At 44.8% G+C, this 17,919-nt stretch carries 18 protein-coding genes; 6 read left to right on the forward strand and 12 right to left on the reverse strand.

All coding sequences use genetic code 11. The annotated features are described in order from the left end of the window. Positions 1 to 90 precede the first annotated feature (90 nt). The 9 genes from M3191_RS06420 to M3191_RS06460 form a co-directional block, all read right to left on the reverse strand. A complete protein-coding gene (locus M3191_RS06420) occupies positions 91 to 660 on the reverse strand; it encodes a manganese catalase family protein (RefSeq protein WP_251699143.1) in 570 nt (189 codons plus the stop codon). A 14-nt stretch (positions 661 to 674) separates the two neighbouring features. Beyond that, on the reverse strand, positions 675 to 911 hold the full coding sequence (locus M3191_RS06425; RefSeq protein ID WP_251699342.1) for a spore coat protein CotJB: 237 nt from the start codon (positions 909 to 911) through the stop codon (positions 675 to 677). Between the two features lie 26 nt (positions 912 to 937). After that, entirely contained in the window at positions 938 to 1,156 is a 219-nt protein-coding gene (locus M3191_RS06430; RefSeq protein ID WP_251699145.1) for a spore coat associated protein CotJA, read from the reverse strand. 55 nt (positions 1,157 to 1,211) lie between these two features. Next, complete coding sequence (locus M3191_RS06435; protein ID WP_251699147.1) at positions 1,212 to 2,126, reverse strand: aminoglycoside phosphotransferase family protein; 915 nt, start codon at positions 2,124 to 2,126, stop codon at positions 1,212 to 1,214. Positions 2,127 to 2,297: 171 nt separating this feature from the next. Further along, positions 2,298 to 2,807, reverse strand: a complete 510-nt coding sequence (locus M3191_RS06440) for a GNAT family N-acetyltransferase (RefSeq protein ID WP_251699149.1) — start codon at positions 2,805 to 2,807, stop codon at positions 2,298 to 2,300. A gap of 298 nt (positions 2,808 to 3,105) precedes the next feature. After that, positions 3,106 to 4,509 carry a SpoVR family protein gene (locus tag M3191_RS06445; RefSeq protein ID WP_285853213.1) on the reverse strand — a complete coding sequence of 468 codons (1,404 nt, stop codon included), beginning with the start codon at positions 4,507 to 4,509 and terminating at the stop codon, positions 3,106 to 3,108. Then, positions 4,506 to 5,663 (reverse strand): sporulation protein YhbH, encoded by a 1,158-nt coding sequence (yhbH, locus tag M3191_RS06450; protein WP_251699151.1) that lies wholly within the window; start codon positions 5,661 to 5,663, stop codon positions 4,506 to 4,508. The genes M3191_RS06445 and yhbH overlap by 4 nt, the downstream gene beginning before the upstream one ends. A 77-nt stretch (positions 5,664 to 5,740) precedes the next feature. Further along, positions 5,741 to 7,636 carry a PrkA family serine protein kinase gene (locus tag M3191_RS06455; RefSeq protein WP_251699153.1) on the reverse strand — a complete coding sequence of 632 codons (1,896 nt, stop codon included), beginning with the start codon at positions 7,634 to 7,636 and terminating at the stop codon, positions 5,741 to 5,743. A gap of 111 nt (positions 7,637 to 7,747) precedes the next feature. Beyond that, complete coding sequence (locus tag M3191_RS06460) at positions 7,748 to 8,170, reverse strand: DUF1801 domain-containing protein (protein ID WP_251699155.1); 423 nt, start codon at positions 8,168 to 8,170, stop codon at positions 7,748 to 7,750. Positions 8,171 to 8,514: 344 nt separating this feature from the next. Between M3191_RS06460 and speD the strand changes: the two genes are divergently transcribed. From speD to nspC, 6 genes are read left to right on the forward strand one after another with little or no spacing between them, the layout of a single operon-like run. Then, positions 8,515 to 9,327, forward strand: coding sequence for an adenosylmethionine decarboxylase (speD, locus tag M3191_RS06465; RefSeq protein ID WP_251695032.1), 813 nt, complete (start codon positions 8,515 to 8,517; stop codon positions 9,325 to 9,327). Beyond that, positions 9,317 to 10,798, forward strand: a complete 1,482-nt coding sequence (locus M3191_RS06470; RefSeq protein ID WP_251699157.1) for an aminotransferase class I/II-fold pyridoxal phosphate-dependent enzyme — start codon at positions 9,317 to 9,319, stop codon at positions 10,796 to 10,798. Before speD ends, M3191_RS06470 begins: the two co-directional genes overlap by 11 nt. Continuing rightward, positions 10,795 to 11,646, forward strand: a complete 852-nt coding sequence (speE, locus tag M3191_RS06475; protein ID WP_251699158.1) for a polyamine aminopropyltransferase — start codon at positions 10,795 to 10,797, stop codon at positions 11,644 to 11,646. The genes M3191_RS06470 and speE overlap by 4 nt, the downstream gene beginning before the upstream one ends. Beyond that, complete coding sequence (speB, locus tag M3191_RS06480; RefSeq protein WP_251699160.1) at positions 11,636 to 12,493, forward strand: agmatinase; 858 nt, start codon at positions 11,636 to 11,638, stop codon at positions 12,491 to 12,493. Before speE ends, speB begins: the two co-directional genes overlap by 11 nt. A gap of 14 nt (positions 12,494 to 12,507) precedes the next feature. Continuing rightward, positions 12,508 to 13,707: a saccharopine dehydrogenase family protein gene (locus tag M3191_RS06485; protein ID WP_251699162.1), complete on the forward strand. Its 1,200-nt coding sequence runs from the start codon at positions 12,508 to 12,510 to the stop codon at positions 13,705 to 13,707. Positions 13,708 to 13,730: 23 nt separating this feature from the next. Further along, positions 13,731 to 14,867 (forward strand): carboxynorspermidine decarboxylase, encoded by a 1,137-nt coding sequence (gene nspC / locus M3191_RS06490; RefSeq protein ID WP_435368146.1) that lies wholly within the window; start codon positions 13,731 to 13,733, stop codon positions 14,865 to 14,867. Positions 14,868 to 15,092: 225 nt separating this feature from the next. Here the strand turns inward: nspC and M3191_RS06495 are convergent, their stop codons facing one another. The 3 genes from M3191_RS06495 to M3191_RS06505 form a co-directional block, all read right to left on the reverse strand. Next, positions 15,093 to 15,383, reverse strand: a complete 291-nt coding sequence (locus M3191_RS06495) for a hypothetical protein (RefSeq protein WP_251695039.1) — start codon at positions 15,381 to 15,383, stop codon at positions 15,093 to 15,095. Positions 15,384 to 15,542: 159 nt separating this feature from the next. Then, positions 15,543 to 16,505, reverse strand: a complete 963-nt coding sequence (locus M3191_RS06500; RefSeq protein WP_251699166.1) for a stalk domain-containing protein — start codon at positions 16,503 to 16,505, stop codon at positions 15,543 to 15,545. Between the two features lie 63 nt (positions 16,506 to 16,568). Further along, positions 16,569 to 17,792, reverse strand: a complete 1,224-nt coding sequence (locus M3191_RS06505) for a CynX/NimT family MFS transporter (protein ID WP_251699168.1) — start codon at positions 17,790 to 17,792, stop codon at positions 16,569 to 16,571. Positions 17,793 to 17,919: the final 127 nt, after the last annotated feature.

Below are 17,919 nucleotides of genomic sequence, written 5' to 3' on the forward strand. Positions count from 1 at the left end.
TTGGAATAGGATTCAGTTTCTTAATCATTACCCTATCCGTTTAATTAGCATGCAAAAACCTGCACCTCGTTGGAGGTACAGGTTTTATTTCTAGAATATTTTTTTCCGATCTCTTTCATCCATTAAAATCTGGACAGATTCCCGGAAACGCAAGGAATGGACATTTTCCCTTTCCCGTAGGAATTTCAGTGCATCGTTCAACCCCGGATCATCTGAAAGGTCAATGAGCCATTGATATGTGGCACGCGCTTTTTCTTCTGCGGCGATATCTTCATATAAATCGGCGATCGGATCGCCTTTTGCTTGGATGTATGTCGTTGTAAATGGGACGCCATTCGCATTTTCATAGAATAGCGCATGGCCGTGATTTGCGAAATGCGGTCCTAAACCCGCTTCTTCCAATTGTTGAGGCGTCGCATCCTTCGTCAACTTATAAATCATTGTTGCCAACATTTCCAGGTGCGAGAACTCTTCAGTGGCAATATCATTCAAAACACCGATCACTTTGTCAGGAACAGTATACCGCTGATTCATATAGCGCAAAGCAGCAGCCAGCTCGCCGTCAGCTCCTCCGTATTGCTCCATAAGATATCTCGCCAATTTCGGATTGCATGTAGTCACTTCAACAGGATATAAAAGCTTTTTCTCATAGACCCACATTCAGCCTCCCCCTTTCACCGTTGCCATGGCCATGGTGGTTGATTCCAACGCCAGCCTGCTTCTATTGCCTCCTCAGAAGGAATGGAGTGGAGCGAAAGGGGTCCGTATCTACTTTCATATTGGCGCCTAAGTCGGGCAGCTTCTTTAATGGCTACCCTCCATTGGTCCAATGCATCTTCATCGTTTGGGTGTGTATTCGTGTATAGTGTCAGTTCAACTACAACAAAATCAGCTTCCTGCACGAGCTGCATCAGTTGACGCTCTTCTTCGAAAGGATTCACGAAATACCCTCCTCGCGAGAGAATCCATCGGCAAGGATCGGCCAAAGAGTTCCTTGGCGGAGCGCCTGCTCAGGTGTGTACTGCGGAAGTCCTGGCGGTTGGAAATCCATGAACAGTTGAGGTGGCAATACAAACTTCTTCACCCTAATGGGCGGACACGGGTCAAGTGGGGAAATGTATGGTTCGAAGCTTCCCCGATATGACGGTCGTTCCAAATCTCATCACTCCTCACGCTATGTTATGCGAGAGGATGAGAAATGATTCTATTGCCTACATATCATTTTCAATTAAAAACTTATTGAACCATTTCGCGCATTGATAGGTTTCTTTCCAATAGGGATCATGATCTTCCACCGCCCAGCAAGCATATAAAGTGGACATTGAAATTGCAGCTTTCAAAAGCTTTTCGCAATTCATTTGCAAAAGTTCACTTATCAGATTGACTCTTAGCCTCAACAAATTTTCCGGATTAGGCTTTGTGAAGAGATGATTAACCATGAAGGAAACTGCGTCGAAGTAGGGGTCACCGGCAACGCCTTTCGGATCAATCGCAAGCCAACCTCTCTCGTTCGAAAACAAGATGTTTTCATGATGCAAATCGCCATGCAGCAGTCCGATTTCCATTGTGGTCTGCTGTATTTCCTCTAGAAACTTAGCCGACATCGCAACCCATTCATTTGGAATTGGCCCATCGTTCTTAGGGTAATTACTTTGATATTTCGAGAAGGCGCTTGCCCAGTGAAGGATAGTTGGAAAGTCGGTGTCTTTCGGCAATGGTTTACGGATCTGTTTCCAAACGCGGCAGAACTGTTGAATGACGACTGTTTCATCTGTTTCCGTACAAAGCATCGTCCCGGGTTGAAGGCTTTCGAGCAGCATGGCTCCTCGTTCGACGTCGGCTTTCAACAGTTTCGCACATCCTTTGCCACTGTAGAGCTGCAATGTGCGGATTTCATTCTCAAAATCAAAGCCTGGCAAGCCCATTTTTAAGATGTACGGGTTATTGTTTTCGTCGATTACGTGAATGACGTAGTTATAAGAAAGATTCGTGACCGGGCTTTCCAGTGTTAATCCCCAGACTTCCGCCATGTGATTAACATTGACCTCTAGTGATTGAAGCCATTCTTTCCCTGGTTTCCCGAAACTGTTCCTGATTTTCTCTTGGAATGAAATAGGTATGTCCATACAATTTCCCCTAAATTAATTTAGCCATATAATATTCATCTGCATATTGACCGTTGACGAGCTGAACTAGCTGGCTTGCATCTGTGCTTTGAACTTGTCTAGTATTCATTAGAAACACGTACCTTCTCTTTGCTTAAAAACGAGATAACCTTTGTATGAAGAACCATGGCCTTATCCCTCAATCGTTTCGATATTTCCCCAGTAATATGCAATCTCCTTGAATTCTTCTCCCCCAATGTCAATCATTGCATGATCTATAGCTTGTCCGCCAAGTGATTCATAGAATGCTTTTGATGGATTACGTTCAAGCACCCATACAAGCATGGAGTAAAATCCTTGTTCTTTCAGATTTTGTACAATTGTATGCGTCAACTTCTTACCAATCCCCTGTCCTTGCACTTCTTGCAATAAATAAATTGCATATAACTCCCCATCTACATCATAGTTACCTGTTCGTTCTTTGCCCCCCGTTGCGAAGCCGACTATCTTACCGCTTTCATCCTCAGCAACAAATAAAGCGCTTTTCCCAATTCCCCTACGCCAATTTTCGGCACGCTGCTCGTATGATAAATCCCGAAGAACGGAATCGGAAACAATACCCTTGTAAGTTGTCCTCCAGCTGTCCACATGAACTCGTGCTATACCATCCTCATCGCCTGGCACGGCTTCTCTAATTCTCATATTCATTCCCCCACTCTATTCTTTCTTTCAAGTTTACAGTAAATAGCGAAATAATAGAATTGATTTTCAGAAAAGAAATGCAGATTCGACTTTTTTCATTGCCCGTAAAAAATTTATCGATCATTTCCCGTGAGATATCAATCATTTCCCGATAGTTATCGATCAATGAGAGGCACTTATCGATCATTTCCCAACATATATCGTTCATTTCCCGAGTTTTATTGTCATTTTGTGACCTTAGGCCCACCACGAACAAACCAAAAAACCGCCACATCGCAATGCGGCGGCACGTCATTTCCTAGGCAAATCTCCTGTGTACTTTCTTTCCATCGTATGAAAACACGACTTGTTTATTATCCACATACGTCTCCAAATGCACGATGCGTCCCCATAGTTGGTGGATATACGGGAGGACGTGTTCCAAATACGGTACATCCAGCTCGGTTTCTTCGTATTTATGCACTAAGTAGAGCTCTCCGTTGCGAACGTAATCCCCGTCATGGACGACTAGGTAAGGAAAGCCCCCGTTCACCCGCTGTGCAATGAGACGGTCTTGCACGCTTCGATATTCCTTATCTGAAATTTTATAATGGCTTCCTTTTTTCTCGAAGATATATAAATCTTCTTTTTGTACGAGTTCTTTCGTTAAATAGTTGCGGATGAAGGAAATGTCGGAGTCCATCTCTCTCACTTCAAACATTTTCTCCCGGCCTGACCCGGGCTTCACCCCTAACTCAATCATCTCTTCCGTTGGATGATCATATCGCCGTTCGATGTCTTCAAAGATTTTCAAGCCTAAATAATACGGATTGATGGACGTTCTGGACGGCTGGATGACATTCGCATTCAACTTTGCAAACTCAATCGTTTCGTCGGCCGTCAGATCCATCTCCCGTAAAATCCGCTGATGCCAATATGTCGCCCATCCTTCATTCATGATCTTCGTTTCCATTTGCGGCCAGAAGTAAAGCATTTCTTCACGGATCATTGTCAATATATCTCGTTGCCATTCTTCCAATTCCCGACTATTTTCCAAGAGGAACAACAATAAATCCTTCTCCGGGGATGCAGGCGTCTTTTTCCGCTTTGTTTCCGCTGGCGGCTTCAGCTTCTTATGATCCATTTCCCATAAATCATCATAAACCGTTTTCCGGATAAAAGGCACATCTTCTACCTGCTCCACCTCTTCATTTCCATGACGCCATCGGACAAGGGAGGGGTCGACATGCTCCTGGATGGCGAGCACCGCGTCCAAGAAACGTTCTACCTCTTCATTCCCATAAACCTTTTCATATTCGGCAATCCGTTCGGCGGTTGCCGTCATGCTTTCGACCATGTCCCGCCTCGTATTCGAAAAGCGGGAGTTGTTTTTGAAGAAATCGCAATGTGCCAGAACGTGGGCAATGATCAATTTGTTCTGTATCAACGTATTGGTTTCCAATAGAAAAGCGTAACAAGGATTGGAGTTGATGACGAGTTCGTATATTTGACTGAGCCCTAAATCATATTGAAGCTTCATCTTATGGAACTGTTTACCGAAGCTCCAATGTGAGAAACGTGTCGGCATTCCATAAGCGCCAAATGTATAAATGATATCCGCTGGACAGATTTCATAGCGCATCGGATAAAAATCCAACCCGAACCCTTTCGCAATCTCCGTAATTTCTTCTACTGCAAATTGGAGCGCCTTGTGCTCCGTCATACGGATCCCTCCAGGCGTTTATGGAAGAACTTTTTCAAAGCATAGTACACATCCTTGTTTTCCTTTAGTACATAATGCCGGAATTTCGGATCTTCGATTTTTTGATACGTATTCATCAAAGTTGAATATCGGCTATGTGCATTCACTTCCCCGTAGCCGAACATATTCGAAACTGCCATGAGTTCCTCTACTAATGAAAAGCATTTTCCGTTATCCGATGACATATTTTCTCCATCTGAAAAATGGAAGGGGTAGATATTATAGCGGGAAGGATGATACTTCTTGGCTATGAGATCGAGCGCTTTTTCATAGGCTGTCGAACAAATCGTGCCTCCGCTCTCCCCTTTCGAGAAAAAATCCATTTCCGAAACGACTTTCGCAATCGTATGATGGGCGATGAATTCTATATCCACTTTTTCGTATTTTGTCCGTAAGAATTTTGTCATCCAGAAATAAAAGCTTCTCGCCATGTATTTCTCAAAACTTCCCATAGAAGCGCTCGTATCCATCATCATGAGCACGACTGCCTTCGATTGAGGCTTAACGACTTCATCCCACGTCTTGAAACGGAGATCATCATTGTAGATCGGCATAATTTCAGCATGGCCTTCCATGGCATTACGTTTGAACGCTGCGATGATCGTCCGCTTTTTATCAATGTTCCCGATGAGCCCTTTCTTCCTGATGTCATTGAACTGAATGTCTTCTTCTGTAATTTCCGCTTGTTCCCTTTTTTCGAGATTCGGCAATTCAAGCTCTTTGAATAATGTCTCTTCGATTTCGGCGAGCGACACTTCCGCTTCATAATAATCCTGGCCTGGCTGATCGCCCGCCTGTTTGCCTTTTCCTGCACTCTGACTGCCATCGCTTGCAACTACGTCTCCCACTTGACTATCTCCGCCGCCTTGGCCGACATGCTTGGATTTATTATGGTTATAACGGATTTTGTATTCATCCAAAGAACGGATCGGTATTTTAATGACGTCCCTGCCATCCGACATGACGATGCTTTCTTCACTGATCAATTCGGGCAGATTACTGTGGATTGCTTTCTTCACTTTATCCGAATGTCGTTTCTGATCCTGATATCCTTTTCGGTGAAGCGACCAGTTTTCCTGGGAGACGACAAATGATTCGCTCTGCTCTTCATGCATTTCTATTCACCTACTCCAGTCCACTCATTTTTTTAGTATATGCAACGAATGGCGGTTTTTGATATGGGAGGATTTTCTTATCGGTTCAACAGGCTGCCGACGTACCGTAGCAATTCATTGGCAGAGATTGAATTATATCCATATTCATCAATAAGCCTTGCTACGACCTCATTGATTTTCTTCAAATGATTTTCGTCAGGAGTCGCCGATGAAGTTGTGATTTTGACAACATCCTTCAAGTCCGCGAACAGCTTCTTCTGAATCGCCTCCCGCAGCCTTTCGTGGGATTTGTAATCAAATCGCTTGCCTTTCCTTGCGTATGCGGAAATCCGGATGAGGATTTCTTCTCGGAAAGCCCTTTTCGCATTCTCTGAGATTCCGATTTGCTCTTCAATGGAACGCATAAGCTTTTCATCCGGATTCATCTCTTCGCCGGTGAGGGGATCTTTCATTTTGTGCTTATTGCAATAGGCTTCAACGTTATCCAAATAGTTATCCATCAACGTCCGTGCAGATTCTTCGTACGAATAGACGAATGCCTTCTGCACTTCTTTCTTCGCAATTTCATCAAATTCCTTGCGGGCAATCGATATATAATTCAAATATTCCTCTTTGTCGTCCTTTGAAATGGATGCATGCTGATCCAATCCTTCTTTTAAGGAACGCAGCACATCGAGTGCATTGATGGCATCCACTTCTTTTCGGATGATTGCCGACGAGATCCGGTTAATGACATATCTCGGGTCGATGCCGTCCATGCCTTCATTCGGAAACTCTTTTTTCAGCTCTTCCAGATCCACTGAGTTAAATCCTTCCACATTTTCACCGTCATACAATCGCATCTTCTTCACAATATCGATTCCTTGTTTTTTCGATATTTTCAAACGCGTGAGGACGGAGAAGATAGCAGCAACCCTAAGGGCATGTGGAGCAATATGCACATGGGCCATATCACTTTCGCTTATCATCTTTTCGTAGATTTTTTCTTCCTGACTCACTTTCAAGTTATAAGGGATCGGCATGACAATGATCCGGGAATGCAGCGCTTCATTCTTCTTATTGGAAATGAAAGCCCGATATTCGGTTTCATTCGTATGGGCGACGATCAATTCATCCGCACTGATCAATGCAAATCTGCCTGCTTTGAAGTTCCCTTCTTGCGTCAGCGACAAAAGGTGCCAGAGGAATTTTTCATCGAGCTTGAGCATCTCCTGAAATTCCATCATTCCGCGGTTTGCCTTGTTCAACTCCCCGTCAAAACGATAAGCGCGGGGATCTGATTCGGAGCCGTATTGGGCAATTGTCGAAAAGTCGATGCTCCCGGTCAAATCGGCGATATCCTGGGATTTTGGGTCGGATGGGGTGAATGTTCCGATGCCCACCCGTTTGTCTTCCGAAAAGAAGATTCGTTCAACGAGTACATCTTCAATCCGCCCGCCGTATTCAGTTTCAAGGCGCATCGTATTCAACGGGGACAGGCTTCCTTCAATCCGGATTCCAAACTCCTCATAGAAATCATCTCGTAAATATTCCGGAATCAAATGCAATGGGTCTTCATGCATCGGACATCCCTTAATAGCATATACCGCACCTTCATCCGTCCTCGAATATTGTTCCAATCCACGTTTCAACAAGGTGACGAGAGTGGATTTCCCTCCGCTGACGGGACCCATAAGCAATAAGATCCTTTTTCGCACATCGAGCCGTTTTGCTGCAGGATGGAAATATTCATTGACTAGCCGCTCGACCGTATCTTCGAGACCGAAAATCTCATTTTCGAAAAAGCGGAATTTTGTATACCCGTGTTCTTTCGTTTGGCCATGGCTTTTGATCATTTCATACACTCTCGAATGTGCCGTTTGTGCAACTTCTTTACGTTCCTGTAAGATGCCTAAATAATCGGCAAAGGTGCCTTCCCACTTAAGCTTGCTTTCTTCTACACGGAAATGTTCTAGCTTACGTAAAATATCCATTCATTTCCCTCCATTCAGGGCCTGGTTTCAATCATTGTATGCGAGGAGGCTCAGTAAAATGAGACATATAAAACAAGCGGCTAAACGAATATGCTCGTTTAGCCGCTTGCGTCAGTTTTCCGGATATGTTTTTCTTAGAAATGCAATGGATTGTTTGATGAGCTGCTGTAAAACTTCGATGTCGATATCGTCCACTTTATTAATGTACACACATGCTTTACCTGATGTATGCTTCCCGAATTTGGCTAACAGCGCTTCACGTTCCGAATCACCTGGAGCGAAATAGAGGCTGGTCTTCGCTTTGCGAGGTGAAAAGCCGACGAGCGGCGCATCCCCTTCATGGCCCGTATTATAGACATAATGATACGACCCGAAGCCAATGATGCTCGGTCCCCACATCTTTGCCTCATAGCCCGCCGTCTCCGTGAAGATGTCCAATAATCGATAGGCGTCCTCCCGCTTTTTCGGACTATCCACCGCTTCGATGAATTCAATGACACTGGCGTCCGTTTCCTTCGTTTTCAGCTCGTACATTGTTTTATCCCCCTCCCATAAGTCTGAATGATTCAAATGCTTGATATTACACCGAACATAGACTAACGTTAAAAGCATAGCAATCCCTTCATTTACCTACTACTATATAGGTTGTTTAAACGGAGAGCAAAGCGGAAATAAATTGTCTTGACTAGGAAGTTTTTTACTCTATAATTAAAATGATTTTCTATAAAGCGGAGGGCGCTTGCTCAGCCGCGACAGGCATAAGACGAAGAGGCGAAGTGGCGCTTTTTGCCACATAGCCGCTTTGACTTATGACCCGAGTGGCTAGCGCCCGGAGCTGGATTTTGTCGATTTTGTCGAATAAAGGAGGGATATTCGGGTTGGAAAATAAGCTGAAGTTATACGGCTTTAACAACCTCACCAAAACACTTAGCTTCAACATCTATGATGTGAGCTATGCAAAAAGTGAGCGGGAACAAAAAGATTATATTGCCTACATCGATGAGCAATACAATTCGGAACGGTTGACGAACATTCTTTATGATGTGACCGAGATCGTTGGAGCCCATGTATTGAACGTTAGTAAACAGGACTATGATCCACAAGGTGCAAGTGTCACCATCCTTATTACGGAGGAGACACTCCCTGTCGCTGTGATCGATGAATCGTGCAACCGCGGAGAAATCGATATTTTGAAGACCCGGGATTCGGTTGTTGGCCATTTGGATAAAAGCCATGTCACCGTCCATACGTATCCTGAATATCACCCGGATAATTCGATCGCCACGTTCCGTGTCGATATCGAAGTATCGACTTGTGGTGAAATTTCCCCTTTGAACGCACTGGATTATCTGATTGGCAGCTTCGACTCTGATATTATCACGACGGATTATCGCGTACGCGGTTTTACCCGTGATGATAAAGGGAAGAAATTATTTATGGACCATAAAATGACGTCGATCCAGGATTATATCGACAGTGAGACGTTGCAGAAGTATGACGCCATCGATGTTAATGTATATCAATCAAATATCTTTCATACAAAGCTGCTGATCAAGGACATCAATTTACAAAATTACCTTTTCAATACGGATGTGTATGAAATACCTCCGAAAGAAAGGCTGAATATCACAAACAACCTACGTAAAGAGATGATTGAAATTTTCAGCGGTTCCAATATATATGAAGAGTGAGAGGACGGTGTTGGACATTCTTTCACAACAGAAAGCCCCAATTATGGAGGCTCTAAACAATTACAAAAAGATGCGGGTCGTTCCTTTCGATGTCCCCGGCCATAAACGTGGCAGAGGAAACGAGGAGCTGACCGCTTTTTTAGGTGAAAATTGCATGACGGTGGATGTCAATTCTATGAAGCCGTTGGATAATCTGATTCACCCCGTTTCCGTCATCCGGGAAGCTGAGGAGCTTGCAGCAGAAGCTTTCGGAGCGAAGCACGCCTTTTTCATGGTGAACGGGACGACTTCCGCTGTACAAGCGATGGTCATGACGGCATGCAAGGCGGGCGAAAAGATCATCATGCCCCGAAATGTGCACCGCAGCGCCATCAATGCACTCATCCTGAGCGGTGCCATTCCTGTCTATGTCAATCCGGGCGTGAACAATGAACTCGGAATTCCTTTGGGAATGGCGGTGAAGGATGTGGAGAGGGCGATCCTCGAGCATCCTGATGCTAAAGCGATCCTTATAAACAACCCGACGTATTACGGTATCTGTTCGAATATGCAGGCGATTACTGATCTTGCCCATCGCCACGGAATGCTCGTTCTCGTTGACGAGGCGCATGGAACGCATTTTTATTTCAGTGACGACCTGCCTGCTTCCGCGATGTCTGTGGGCGCCGATATGGCTTCAGTGAGCATGCATAAATCGGGCGGTTCATTGACCCAAAGCTCATTGTTGTTGATTAATAATGAAGTGAGCGAAGGATACACAAGACAAATTATCAATCTAACGCAAACGACGAGCGGCTCGTATCTGCTCCTCTCCTCCCTTGACATTTCACGGAAAAATCTCGCTTTGAATGGGCAGGAGATCTTCCGGAAAGTCGGAGAAATGGCACAGTATACCCGCGAGGAAATCAATAAGATTAGCGGTTACTACGCTTTTTCGGATGAGTTGAAGAACGGCGATACAATTTTTGATTTCGACACAACAAAGCTTTCCGTCCATACACTTGAGCTAGGATTGGCAGGTGTCGAAGTGTATGACATTCTGCGGGATGAATATGACATCCAAATCGAGTTCGGGGACATCGGCAACATCTTGGCGTACATATCAGTCGGAGACCGCCGATTGGATCTCGAACGGCTCGTCTCGGCACTCGCTGAAATCAAGAGACGCTACAGCAAGGACAAAGGCGGCTTGTTCGATCATGAATATATAACTCCTCAAGTCGTCTATACGCCTCAAAAAGCGTTTTACGCACCGAAGGAGACGCTTCCTATAAACGACAGCGCCGGCCGCATTGCTAGCGAATTCGTCATGGCCTACCCGCCCGGCATACCGATTTTGGCTCCGGGTGAACGGATCACTCCCGAGATTTTGCAATACATCCAATATTGCAAGGACAAGGGCAGCTTCATGACAGGTACGGAAGATAGCAAAATCGAGCATATCAACGTTTTGAAGGAGGCTGAGCAATGAATTTATGGTATAGGGAAAACCATTCGCCGGACGTCCAATTTTCGATGAGAGTCATTGAGCACCTATATACCGGGAAAAGCGAGTTCCAGAAAATCGATGTTTTTGAAACAGCTGAATTCGGCCGAGTTCTCACATTGGACGGCTACGTCATGGTAACTGAGAAGGATGAATTCATTTATCACGACATGATCACCCACGTTCCGATGGCAACGAATCCCGGCATTAAGAAAGTGCTCGTCATCGGAGCCGGAGATGGCGGCACAATCCGGGAACTGACGAAGTATGATTCGATCGAGCATATTGACATGGTTGAAATCGACGAAATGGTCGTTGACGTATGCCGGGAATTCATCCCCCAAACCGCTAGCAAACTCGATGATCCCCGCGTTCATCTTCATTTCGAAGACGGCTTGAAATTTGTCCGTTCCCGAAATGATGAATATGATTTGATCATCGTCGACTCGACGGATCCATTCGGACCGGGAGAAGGCTTGTTCACAAGGGAATTTTACGGCAACTGCTATAAGGCATTGAACGATGAAGGCATTCTTGTCAATCAACACGAAAGCCCTTTCTATGAAGAAGACGCGTTAGGCATGCAGCGGGCACATAAGCGGATCATCGGGTTCTTCCCCGTATGCGAAGTGTACCAATTGCATATTCCGACATATCCTTCGGGTCATTGGCTGTTCGGTTTCGCCTCCAAAAAATATGATCCGATCAAAGATTTGGATGCAGATGCTTGGAATCAGCTCGGCTTGGAAACAAAGTATTACAACACCGATATCCACGTCGGCTCATTTGCCTTGCCGAACTACGTAAAGGAGCAATTGAAAGATGTTGAATAAAAATATTGAAACATTCATTGGATGTGACAATGAATATGACGAATCAGGCATCGTCGTATTCGGCGCCCCTTTTGATTCGACAACGTCATTCCGCCCGGGTACAAGATTCGCAAGCAAGGTGATGCGCGGTGAATCATTCGGAATCGAGACATATAGTCCTTATCAGGATAAAGATTTGGAAGATATCCCCGTTTATGACGGCGGAGACCTTGAGTTAAGCTTCGGGAATACAGAAAGAGCGTTAGGCCAAATCGAAGAATACACACGGAAAGTCGTGCAAGATGGCAAAATCCCTTGCATGATCGGTGGGGAACATTTAGTGACGCTCGGATCGGTCCGTGCCGTCGCGGAACAATACCCTGATTTGCATATTATCCAATTCGATGCCCATGCGGATTTGCGTGACCATTACCTCGACGAGAAACTATCGCATGCGACGGTTATCCACCGTGTATGGGATATCGTCGGTGATGATCGGATCTTCCAATTCGGCATCCGCTCCGGAGACCGCAGCGAGTTCCAATGGGGCAAGGACCATGTCTTCACAAATAAGTTCAATTTTAATGGACTGGAAGATATCGTTAATAGATTACAAGGGAAACCGGTATATTTGACGATCGATTTAGATGTGTTAGATCCTTCCGTCTTCCCTGGTACTGGAACTCCCGAAGCTGGCGGAGTCAGTTTCATGGAATTATTACAAGCCATTTTGACAGTGAGCGACCTCAATATTGTAGGCTGCGATGTCAATGAGCTATCGCCGATTTATGATCAAAGTGGTGTTTCTACTGCAGTAGCTTGTAAAGTGCTGCGCGAACTTTTATTGGCAGTAACTAAACAAAATTAAAAGGGGTGTTTTGATTGGGTAAAGCGTTAATCATCGGAGCAGGTGGAGTAGCAAGTGTTGTTGTGCATAAATGTGTACAAGTACCTGACGTGTTTGAAGAAATTTGCATCGCGAGCCGTACAAAATCGAAATGTGATGCGTTGAAGGAAAAACTAGACGGCGGTCGCACAAAAATCCAGACAGCTCAAGTAGACGCGGACAATGTCGAAGAATTGGTTGAACTGATCAACAGCTTCAAACCGGACATCGTCATCAACGTCGCATTGCCATACCAAGACTTGACAATCATGGATGCGTGCCTAGCAACGGGCGTCCACTACTTGGATACAGCGAACTATGAGCCTCTCGATACGGCGAAATTCGAATATAAATGGCAATGGGCTTATCGCGAGAGGTTCGAACAAGCAGGCCTAACTGCAATCCTAGGCTGCGGCTTCGATCCAGGCGTCACAGGCGTTTTCTCCGCTTATGCGCAAAAGCATTATTTCGACGAAATCCACACGATCGATATTGTGGATGCAAATGCCGGAGACCACGGCTATCCATTCGCAACGAACTTCAATCCGGAAATTAACATCCGTGAAATCACAGCTAACGGCCGCTACTGGGAAAACGGCGAGTTCATCGAAACTCCGCCACTATCCGAAAAACGCGTATACGATCTGCCTGAAATCGGTCCGAAAGATGTATACCTTCTCTATCACGAAGAGTTGGAGTCACTTGCACAAAACATTAAAGGCATCAAGAAAATCCGTTTCTGGATGACATTCTCTGAAAAATACTTGACGCATTTGAAAGTGCTTGAAAATGTCGGCATGACATCGATTGAACCAATCGAATTCGAAGGTCAGCAAATCGTGCCTTTACAATTCCTGAAGGCGGTTCTTCCTGACCCTGCTTCCCTAGGACCCCGCACAAAAGGTAAAACGAATATCGGCTGTATTTTCCAAGGAACGAAAGATGGCGAAGAGAAGACGTATTACGTCTATAACGTATCCGACCACGAGGAGTGCTACCGCGAAGTAGGTTCCCAAGCTGTTTCTTACACAACGGGCGTTCCAGCGATGATTGGCGCGATGCTATTGCTGAAAGGCGAATGGAAAAAACCTGGCGTTTATAATGTCGAAGAGTTCAATCCGGATCCATTTATGGAAGCATTGAACGAATACGGTCTGCCTTGGCAGGAAGATTTCAACCCAGAGCTGATCGATTGATAGGAGGCAAGCAACAAATGAAGTTGAATTTCGATCCACACGCAGTCCCCTCCCCGTCGTATGTAGTCGATGAAGGGCTACTAATTAAAAACTTGGAACTGCTAAAGTCGATCATTGACCGGACAGGCTGCAAAATTCTATTGGCCCAAAAAGGGTTTTCAATGTTCTCCGTCTATCCGCTCATCGGCCAGTATTTGAATGGCGTGACGTCAAGCGGCTTATTGGAAGCAAAATTAGGATATGAAGAGATGGGGAAAGAAGTCCATACGTACTCCCCTGCATTCACAGAATCTGATTTCGAGGAGATCCTATCGTACTCCGATCATCTTGTGTTCAACTCGTTTGACCAATGGAGACGCTTCAGGGATCAAGTGAAAAACTATCCAAAACCGATCGAATGCGGCATTCGGATCAATCCCGAGTACTCGGAAATTGATGTGGATATGTATAATCCATGCTTCACTTTCTCCCGATTCGGCGTAACGCTAGAAAATTTTGAACCGGATGAGTTGGAAGGGATCAGTGGCTTGCATTTCCATACGATGTGCGAACAGAATTCCGACACGCTTGCCCGTACGATTCAAGTCGTTGATGAAAAGTTCGGCGAGTATTTGAAAGATATGAAATGGATCAATTTCGGCGGCGGTCATCATATTACCCGTCCTGATTACGACATTGAGACACTAGTCGAATCGATTCTTTTCATGAAGGAGAAATATGGACTAGATGTGTATTTGGAACCCGGCGAAGCTATCGCATTGAACACAGGCTTCCTCGTTACGACTGTGTTGGATACGTTGCATAACGGAATGCCGCTTGCCATTTTGGATACTTCGGCTTCCTGCCATATGCCGGACGTTCTGGAAATGCCATACCGTCCTGAGATTGTCGGTGCGGGACTGCCGAATGAGAAAACGATCACGTACCGGTTTGGCGGACCTACCTGCCTCGCGGGGGATGTCATCGGAGATTACTCATTCGATAAGCCTTTAACGGCCGGCGATAGGCTTGTCTTCTGTGACATGGCCCACTATTCCATGGTGAAGAACAACACATTCAATGGCATGGAATTGCCTGCCATCGTATTGAATACAGTTGCAGACGGTCCGAAAGTCATCAAGGAATTTGGTTATGAGGATTTCAAAGAACGTTTGTCATAAAATAAAGGGTTGCCCATGACTTGAAATTAAGTCTGGCAGCCCTTTTACTATGCTGTTGATACTCGTTTTTTCACCATTAAGGTGCACCAGTGAGTTTGCTTAAATCAGCAGAACCAAAGATGACTAATAACAATAAAATAATTAGAATGACTATGTTTATGAATGAAGTCCCTGAAAAACCGGTCGTATTGTTACCTGTCGTGTTGCCGACCATTCTTATCTCCCCTATCCTCTATTCATACGACTTTGAATGCCTTCAAAAATCTCATCGATTGTAATATCTCCATTTTCACTTAAGAAATCAGCCATTTTATTACCATTTTTCGCTTCATCTTGGAAAGCACCGAGTAATGTCACCGTAACAGTTGGGCTATTACGGAAAAGTATGACAGAATCCACTCTTAGCTTGCCTAATAATAGAAGTGATGCTGCAATGATTTCTAAGTCTTTCCCTTTTAATAAATCATTTAGTGTATACGCAGGATTTTGATTTCCATTATTATTTTTTTTATACAACTCAAACACTTCCTTCTAAGTGTGAGTGACATTCCCCATCCTATCTCATTGTATGAGAAGACTGTCAAAGAAGTGTGTACACTTATAGGTCACCCTCTCGTTTGAACAAAAAACAGCCCGGAATTCCGCTATCGTAAGCAGCTCCGGGCTATGTCGTTATTAATCGTTGCTAAGCAACAATTCAAGAATGTCTTCAGACACGTATGTTTTATTGCCGCCGATCAACTCAGGCGCAATGGCGAATTGTTGGAGGCTTTTATTGTAGCCGTACATTTTCTCACCGCGAGTGATGGTTAAAGAGACATTCCCTTTTGTGAGAAGTGCTCCATTGATTTTTGACTGGGAGAGCACATAATAACCGAGCTCTTCCGCAACTTTGCGCAACGGAATCATCTTCACGCCGTCTTTCATGTAATGGTCGCTTTCAATTATGTCACTTACGGATTCTGGAATCTCCGGAGTTTCAGAAGTTTCCTCGACTCCTTCGCCCGTGCCCTCATCGGTCAATGGGTCAAGTGCAATAATTTTAGTAGGAGGCGTTTGTGGCGGCAAGCTTCTTGTCGTAATTGAATAAAACACGACCAATTCCTTGCCTTTCAACTCAGCCTTACTAACTTTTTCGCCTTGTTGGTTAAGGATAGTCGTTTCTTTCCCAATGTTCAGCTTCAATTCTTTATCCAAGCTGAGGAAATCTGCATCGAATTTACCGACTTTGACGCTGCCCGGTTTTGTTTCATCCATGACGATAAATAGTTCAGGAGTGATTTGTGCTGGATAAATCAATATCATCGGCTTGTTTTTATCGTAATACGCTTCCACTTTCATTTCCTTTTTCAAGTCGGTAGATTTCATTTCATTAGTTGTACCGCTATTGAATAGAAGCGTTTTGTCTTGAATGCGGAAAATCGTGATAAGATCTTGTTCATTTTCGACAGTTACCATCAGATCGTTATCCCTGTCCTCGATATTCGTAATAACCCCTGTCGCTCTCACATACTCCGAAGCATCCTTCACTTCTTCTTTATCCATTTGAATCACGTCCTCGTTCGCCTTAACTGCAAAGGGTGTCCACGCGCTTCCTGCCAATAATGCGGTTAATGCAACTGCTCCAATTTTTTTCATAATTTCTCTCTCCTTAATTCGGTTATTCAATGAATCAGACGGAGTGTATTGGTAAAAGTTACATTACTTTAATACAGTCACCTTTTCATCTCGTCCGGCTTTCAATCCAAAAATGAGGAAGAGCAGTGATGCTATCATAAAAATCAACAACGGACTTTTCCAAGAACCAGTCGCATCATGAAGAAACCCAAATAGCACAGGTCCGATAGCTGCAAGCAGATAGCCTGAAGATTGGGCCATGCCCGATAATTCCGCGGCCTCTGTATGGGTCTCCGTCCGCAGTGTGAAAAACATCATCGCGAGTCCAAAGGAAGCACCGCCGGCAATCCCGATTGCAATCATCCATAATGGAGTCAACGATAATCCCCCTGCGAGAACGCCGCCATAGCCAATCAAATATAAAGCCGCTACGGCGACTACGATCATCCGCTGATCCTTCAATCTGCCTGCGAGTATCGGTATAATGAATGTCATTGGCAACTGTGATAATTGTAAAAGGGAAAACATCCAGCCCGCTTTCTCGGCCGTCATGCCCTCAGATATGAGTATTTCAGGCAGCCATGCAGCTGTACAATAAAATAGCAACGACTGCAGCCCCATGAAAAACGTTACCGCCCAAGCAATCGGTGAGCGCCATAAGATAGGTGACTTCTCTATAGATGCTTTTTCAGTTTGCGTTTGTAAGGATACTCTGTTTTTCAGCTGAGGTATCCATAATAGCAACGCTAGCGCGGACAAGGCAGCCCATATCCCTAATGCACCTTGCCAACCGAATTGTGTATTGAGTACAATCGGTGCGCTGATGCCCGAAGCCGTTGTCGCTGATATGTTCATGGCGACCGAGTAGATTCCCGTCATTAACCCAATATGTAATGGAAAGCTTAATTTCAACAAGGCAGGCAACAATACATTCCCGAATGCGATAGCGACACCGATAAGGAATGTCCCAGCGACTAAAAACAATATGGATCCAGCCGATCGGATTAAAATGCCGACCGTCAATAAACATAGAGAGATGAATAGAGTCAACTCCATACCGAATCTCTTCGATAGTTTAGGAGCTATTGGCGATATGAAGGCGAACGCCAAAAGAGGGATTGTCGTCACTAAGCCCGCCAGTACATTCGACATTCCCAGCCCATCCCGTATCGGACCGATAATTGGGCCAACGGACGTCAAAGGTGAACGTAACGTTGAAGCAATGAAAATGATGCCGATAATCAATAACAATGTTTTCTTCTCAAAGCTTAGTTTCTTAGTGTAGGCTTGATTTCCTTCAAGCTTCATTTCGTCGCCTTCCTTTCGTTATAAATGCCATTCGAGCATATCATAATGGGAGATCTTTCTAAAGAGAAGGTGTTGGGGAAAGGTTTTCCGCGAGTTATGGTGAGTTTTGCTCATTTTAGGAGTATGC

Origin of the sequence: Sporosarcina luteola, from assembly GCF_023715535.1 — a bacterium.
In the GTDB taxonomy this organism is placed as follows: domain Bacteria; phylum Bacillota; class Bacilli; order Bacillales_A; family Planococcaceae; genus Sporosarcina; species Sporosarcina luteola_B.